The organism is Streptomyces sp. NPDC002076, from assembly GCF_053593835.1.
In genome coordinates this window covers 1-6,709 of the sequence record NZ_JBSFDI010000058.1, presented here as the reverse complement: position 1 = coordinate 6,709, position 6,709 = coordinate 1, and the positions used below count along the sequence as shown (strand labels likewise).

At 73.4% G+C, this 6,709-nt stretch carries 1 pseudogene; it reads right to left on the bottom strand.

Features of this window, described 5'->3' with window-relative positions:
* Nucleotides 1-139: 139 nt before the first annotated feature.
* Nucleotides 140-6,694, bottom strand: a pseudogene (locus tag ACWCQS_RS45910) (SDR family NAD(P)-dependent oxidoreductase); the annotation flags it as partial.
* Nucleotides 6,695-6,709 lie beyond the last annotated feature (15 nt).

Genomic DNA, 6,709 nt, shown 5'->3' with positions numbered 1-6,709 from the left:
GGCGCCACCCCCCGGCCGCCCCCCCCCGGCGGTCCTTGTTTACACCCCCCCCCCCCCCCCCCAAAACCCCCCCCCCCAACCCCCCCGGCCCCCCCCCCCCCCGCGGGGGGCCCGGCCCTCGGCCGTGCGGGGCGCGCCGCTACCGCAGCCGCGCGACCCAGTCGTCCACGGCTCCTGCCGTGGCGTCCGCGTGCTGCTCCATCATCGTGAAGTGGTTACCCGGTGCGTCCACTGCGGTGTGCTCCAGCTCCCAGTACGACCGCCAGTCCCCGTCCCTCGTCCAGTCGAAGAGCCGTTCCCCGGCCCGGACGAGCAGCGTGGGGGCGCCGATGGGCCGCGGCTTCCAGCCGCCGAACAACCGGAAGTAGGCGCCCATGGCCAGCAGCCGGGTGTCGTCGACCGGCACGTAGCTCTCCTGCCGCTCGTTCATGCCCGAGGACAGCCCGGGCTGGATACCGACGATGGCGTCGCCGTCGTGCGAGTAGATGTCGATCAGCACCACCGCACGCGGTGCGGTCCCGGCGCTCTCCAGCCGCTCGGCGACCGCGTGCGCGAGCATGCCGCCGGAGGAGTGGCCGAGCAGCACGAACGGCCTGCCGTCGGCCTGCCGCAACACCGCCTCGGCCTGCGCCTCGATCACCGCCTCCGGACCGGCCGGTACCTGCTCCCCGGTGAGGAAGCCGGGCGCGGCCAGCGCCCACACATCACGCCGGCCCCGGAAGGCGGCGGCGAACCGGGCGTACTGGTGCGGCCCGGAGATCGACAGGATGGAGGAGAAACACACCAGCGCCGGCTGCCGGTCACCGGTGGCGAGCCGCACCAGCCGTGGCGGTGTGCGCAGTTCGGCGGCGGAGGCGAACGACGGCCGGAACCGCGAGGCCTCCATCAGCAGACCCATGAACTCGCCGGACGCGTCGAGTTCGGCGGCGCGCCGCAGCATCTGCCCGAACATTCCGCTGCTCGTCCCACCGTCCGGCACGTGGTCCGCGCCGGCCGGCCCGCCTTCGCGGGATGCCTCCTCACCGGGCGCCCCGGCGCCGGACGTCCGGGCGGCCAGTTCGGCGCGCAGATGCCGGGCGACGAGTTGCGGGGTGGGGTGGTCGAACAGCAGGGTGGGCGCCAGCCGCAGCCCTGTCGCCGCGACCAGGTGATTGCGCAGCTCCACGGCGGTCAGCGAGTCGACGCCCAGTTCGAGGAACTCGCGTGTCTCACCCACTTCTCCGGGATCGGCGAATCCCAGCACGGCTGCCGCCTGGGCACGCACCACATCGAGCAGCGTCCGCTCCTGCTCCCCCGCCGTCAGTCCGGCCAGCCGCCGGACGAGGTCCGCCGCGCCCGCCACCGCGGCCTGGGCGGTCCGCGCGGTACGGCGTGGCACCGCCCGCACCAAGCCGCGCAGCAGCGCGGGCAGCACGCCGGCCGCCGCCTGGGATCGCAGGGGCTCGGTGTCGAGGCGCACCGCCACCAGCACGGCCCGTGCGGAGTCGGCGCCGACCCGGCAGGCGGTGTCGAACAGGGCCAGGCCCTGCGCGGAGGACAGCGGCAGCAGGCCGGACCTGGCCATCCGCCGCAGGTCCGCCTCCGCCAGCTCCCCGGTCATGGCACTGCGCTGCTCCCACAGCCCCCAGGCGACCGACACCGCCGGCAGACCCTCGGTCCGGCGGTGCTCGGCGAGCGCGTCCAGGAAGGCGTTGGCGGCCGCGTAGTTGGCCTGACCCGGCGTGCCGAAGGTACCGGCGGCCGAGGAGAACAGGACGAACGCCGACAGGCCGAGGTCCCGGGTCGCCTCGTGGAGGTTCAGGGCCGCGTCGGTCTTCGGCCGGAACACGGTGTCGATCCGGTCCGGGGTGAGCGACGGTACGAGCCCGTCGTCCAGCACGCCCGCGGTGTGGACGACGGCGGTCAGCGGATGGTCCTGGGGCACCTCGGCGAGCAGGGCCTGCAGCGCGTCCCGGTCCGCCACGTCGCAGGCGGCGACGCGCACACTCGCTCCGCGCCCGGTGAGCTCCGCGACCAGCTCGGCCGCGCCGTCGGCGCTCATCCCGCGCCGACTGGTGAGCAGCAGGTGCCGGACACCCCGCTCCGCCACCAGATGCCGCGCGACAAGGCCGCCGAGCGCCCCCGTTCCGCCGGTGACGAGCACGGTTCCGTCCGGGTCGAGCGCGGCCGTGGCGTCACCCTCGGCCTCGGTCACCGGGACCCTGGCCAGCCGGGGGGCGTACTGGGCTCCTTCCCGGACGGCCAGTTGGTTCTCGCCACCGGCCACCGCGCCGGGCAGGGCCCGGTACGAGAGGTCGTGCTCGTCGACGTCCAGCAGCAGGAAGCGGTCCGGATTCTCCGTCTGAGCCGAACGCAGCAGGCCCCACAGCGACGCCTGCGTCAGGTCGCCGACCGTGTCGCCCGTCGACGCGGCGACGGCGCCGCGGGTGACGAACGCGAGCCGAGCACCGTCGAACACCTCCTCGGAGAGCCAGGACTGCACCAGCTCCAGGGCCTCGTGGGCCGCCTGTCGCACCGCGTCGGCGAGGTCGCCGGCGGCCTGCGGAGCCCGGGGTACCAGGACCAGGTCGGGCAGAGGCTTGCCCGCCGCCACGACCCCCGCGAGCGCCGCGAGGTCGGCGTACGCGTCGACGGACACCCCCGCCGCCTCCAGCGCGGCACCCAGCTTGAGGTGGTCGGCGCCGACGACGGCCCACTGCCCGGCCGGCACCCGCGTGCCGGCGGACGCCGGAACCCGCGCCCATTCCACCTGGAAGAGGGAGTCGTGGAACCCGCCCCTGGCCGTTCCCAGCCGGGCCGGGTCGACCGGCCGCAGCGTCAAGGCGTCCACGGACGCGACCGCGCCACCCGTCTCGTCAACTGCTCGCAGGGCGACCGAGCCGTCACCGGCGGGACTGATTCGCACCCGGAGCGCCGTGGCACCGGCCACCTGCAGCCCGACCCCGCTCCACGAGAAGGGCAGGCGGAGCGCACCCGGCGCGGTGCCGGTGGCACCGGTGAACTCGCCCAGCGCCAAACCGTGCAGTGCCGAGTCGAGCAGGGCGGGATGGAGCGCGAACCGCGCGGCCTCGTCGTGCTGGTCCCGCGGCAGCGCCAGCTCGGCGAAGATGTCGTCCCCGCGTCGCCAGGCGGCCTGCAGCCCCTGGAAGGCCGGGCCGTACCCGAACCCGCCCTCGGCGAACCGCTCGTAGAGTCCGGTCACGTCCAGCGGCGTGGCGTCGGCGGGCGGCCAGACGGCGAAGCCGGGGTCGGCCTGCGCCTCGCTTGCGTGCGCAGCGGCGTCCTCCGCGTCCTCGGTGGCGAGCACGCCGCCGGCGTGCCGCAGCCAGGTCCCGTCCTCGGCGTCCTCGGGCCGCGAGTACAAGGTCACCTCCCGGCGACCGGAACCGTCCGGCTCGCCCACCGACATGCGCAGCACCACACCGCCCCGCGGGGGCAGCACCAGCGGCGCCTCGAGGGTCAGCTCCTCCAGCCGGTCACAGCCGACCTGGTCCCCGGCACGGATCGCCAGCTCGACGAACGCCGTACCCGGCAGGATCACGGTGCCGGCCACCGCATGGTCGGCCAGCCAGCGGTGACTGTCCAGGGAGAGCCGCCCGGTGAACACGTAACCGCCCTGGTCGGGCAGTTCCACAGCCGCGCCCAGCAGCGGATGGTCCGCCGAGCCGAGTCCGGCGGAGGTCACGTCGCCGACGGTCGCCGGTACGTCGATCCAGTAGCGCTGGTGCTGGAAGGCGTAGGTGGGCAGGTCGACGCGTCGGGCGCCGGTGCCGGCGTAGTAGGCCTGCCAGTCCACCGGGATTCCCCGGGTGTGGGCGTGCGCGAGGGCCGTGGTCAGGGTTTCCGGCTCCGGACGGCCAGCGCGGAGCACCGGTACGAACGCATGGTCCTCGCCGGTGACGCAGTCCTGGCCCATCGCCGAGAGCACACCGTCCGGGCCCAGCTCGATGAACGTGCTGACGTTCTGGGCTTCGAGCGTGCGGATGCCGTCGTGGAAACGGACCGCCTCACGGACGTGACGGACCCAGAAGTCGGGGCTGGTGAGCTCGTCCGGGGTCGCGAGGGCGCCGGTGAGGTTGGAGACGACCGGGATGCGCGGGGTCTCGTACGACAGACCGTCGGCGACCTGGCGGAAGGCCTCCAGCATGCCGTCCATGTGCGGGGAGTGGAAGGCGTGACTGACCGTCAGGCGCTTGATCTTCCGCCCCTGCTCCTCGAAGGAAGCGGCAATGTCCAGTACGGCGTCCTCGTCACCGGCCACGACCACGGAGGCCGGACCGTTGACCGCGGCGATGCTCACCGCGTCCGACAGGTACGGGGTGACCTCGTCCTCGCTCGCCTGCACCGCCACCATCGCACCACCGGACGGCAGCTCCTGCATCAGCCGGCCACGCGCGGCGACCAGCGTGCACGCGTCCTCCAGCGACAGCACACCCGCACAATGAGCGGCCGCGATCTCACCGATCGAATGACCGGAGACGAAGTCCGGCCGGATGCCCCACGATTCGAGGAGCCGGAACAGCGCCACCTCGATCGCGAACAGGGCGGGCTGCGTGTAAGCCGTCTGGTCCAGGGTTCCGGGCTCATCGCCGAACATCGCCTCGCGCAACGGGAGTTCGAGCCGTCCGAAGACCTCGTCCAGCGCCCGGGCGAACACGGGATAGGCGTCGTACAACTCCCGGCCCATGCCGAGCCGCTGGCTGCCCTGCCCAGTGAACAGAAAGGCGAGCTTGCCGCCGACCGGACCGCCCTCGGCCAGTCCAGCCGAGGGTTCGCCCGCGGCCAGCGCGTCGAGTGAGCGGATGAATGCGTCCCTGTCCCCCGCCACCACGACCGCGCGATGGTCGAAGGTGCCCCGATGGACGGCCAGCGAATAGCCGATGTCCGCCAGGCTGAACTCGGGGTGGTCCGACACATGGGCGCGCAGGCGTGCGGCCTGCACACGCAGGGCCTCGACAGTCCTGCCCGACACCGGCCAAGGCAGCACCTTGGGCACCTGCGGGGAACTGTCATCGGTCTCTGTTTCGAGCGCGGGGGCCTCTTCGACGATGGTGTGGGCGTTGGTGCCGCTGATGCCGAAGGACGAGACCGCCGCCCGGCGGGGACGGCCGGTCTCCGGCCACTCCCGCGCCTCGGTCAGCAGCTCCACCGCGCCCGCAGACCAGTCCACGTGCGGGGACGGCTCGTCGACGTGCAGGGTCCGCGGCAGCACACCGTGCCGCATCGCCATCACCATCTTGATGATTCCGGCGACACCGGCGGCCGCCTGCGTGTGACCGAAGTTGGACTTGACGGAGCCCAGCCACAGTGGCTCGTCCTCGGCACGCTCCTTGCCGTAGGTGGCCAGCAGCGCCTGCGCCTCGATCGGGTCGCCCAGCGTCGTACCCGTACCATGCGCCTCCACCACGTCCACCTCGGACGCCGAGAGCCCGGCGTTGGCCAGTGCCTGACGGATCACCCGCTGCTGCGACGGCCCGTTCGGCGCCGTCAGGCCGTTGCTGGCACCGTCCTGGTTGACCGCCGAGCCGCGGACCACCGCCAGCACCGGGTGACCGTTCTTACGGGCGTCGGACAGCCGCTCCACCAGCAGCATGCCCACGCCCTCACCCCACGCCGTGCCGTCCGCCGCGGCGGCGAAGGGCTTGCAGCGGCCGTCGGCCGCGAGGCCGCGCTGACGGCTGAACGCCACGAACGTTCCCGGCGTGGCCATCACCGTCACACCGCCGGCGAGCGCCAGCGAGCACTCGCCGTTGCGCAGCGCCTGGACGGCCAGGTGCAGGGTGACGAGGGACGACGAGCAGGCGGTGTCGACGGTGACCGCCGGGCCTTCCAGGCCGAACGTGTAGGCCACACGGCCGGAAACGACGCTCCCGGAACTGGCCGTGCCCATGTAGCCCTCGAGGCCGTCGGGTGCGCGGTGCAGCAGCGTGCCGTAGTCGTTGTACATCACGCCGGCGAACACACCGGTACGGCTGCCGCGGAGTGACGCCGGGTCGATGCCCGCGCGTTCGAACGCTTCCCAGGTGGTCTCCAGGAGCAGCCGCTGTTGCGGGTCGGTGGCCAGTGCCTCGCGCGGGCTCATCCCGAAGAAGACCGGGTCGAAGTGGTGTGCGTCGTGCAGGAAGCCGCCCTCGCGCGTGTAGCTCGTGCCGGGCCGGTCGGGGTCCGGGTCGAAGAGCCCTTCCACGTCCCAGCCCCGGTCCGTGGGGAGGTCCGAGATGGCGTCGCGGCCTTCGGTCACCAGTGTCCACAGATCCTCGGGAGAACGGACGTCTCCGGGGTACCGGCAGGCCATGCCGACGATGGCGATCGGATCGTCGTACGCCGCCGCTCCCGCCGCGACGACCGGGGCGGCGGCCTCGGCCGACGTGCCCAGGACTTCCGTCGTCAGGTATTCGGCCAGGGCGGTGGGCGTGGGGTAGTCGAAGATCAGGGTCGCGGGGAGGCGGACCTCGGTGGCCGCGGTCAGCCGGTTGCGCAGCTCCACCGCGGTCAGCGAGTCGAAGCCGACCTGGTTGAAGGCGCGCAGCGGATCGACCGCCTCGGGTCCGGGGAGGCCGAGTACGGCGGCCACCTGCGTGCGGACCGATTCCAGGACGACCTTGACCCGTTCCGCCGGGGGGAGTGTGGTCAGGCGTTGGGCCAGGGCCCCGGGGGCCGCGGCATCGGCCGCCGCAGCACGACGTACGGGCACCCGGACCAGGGACCG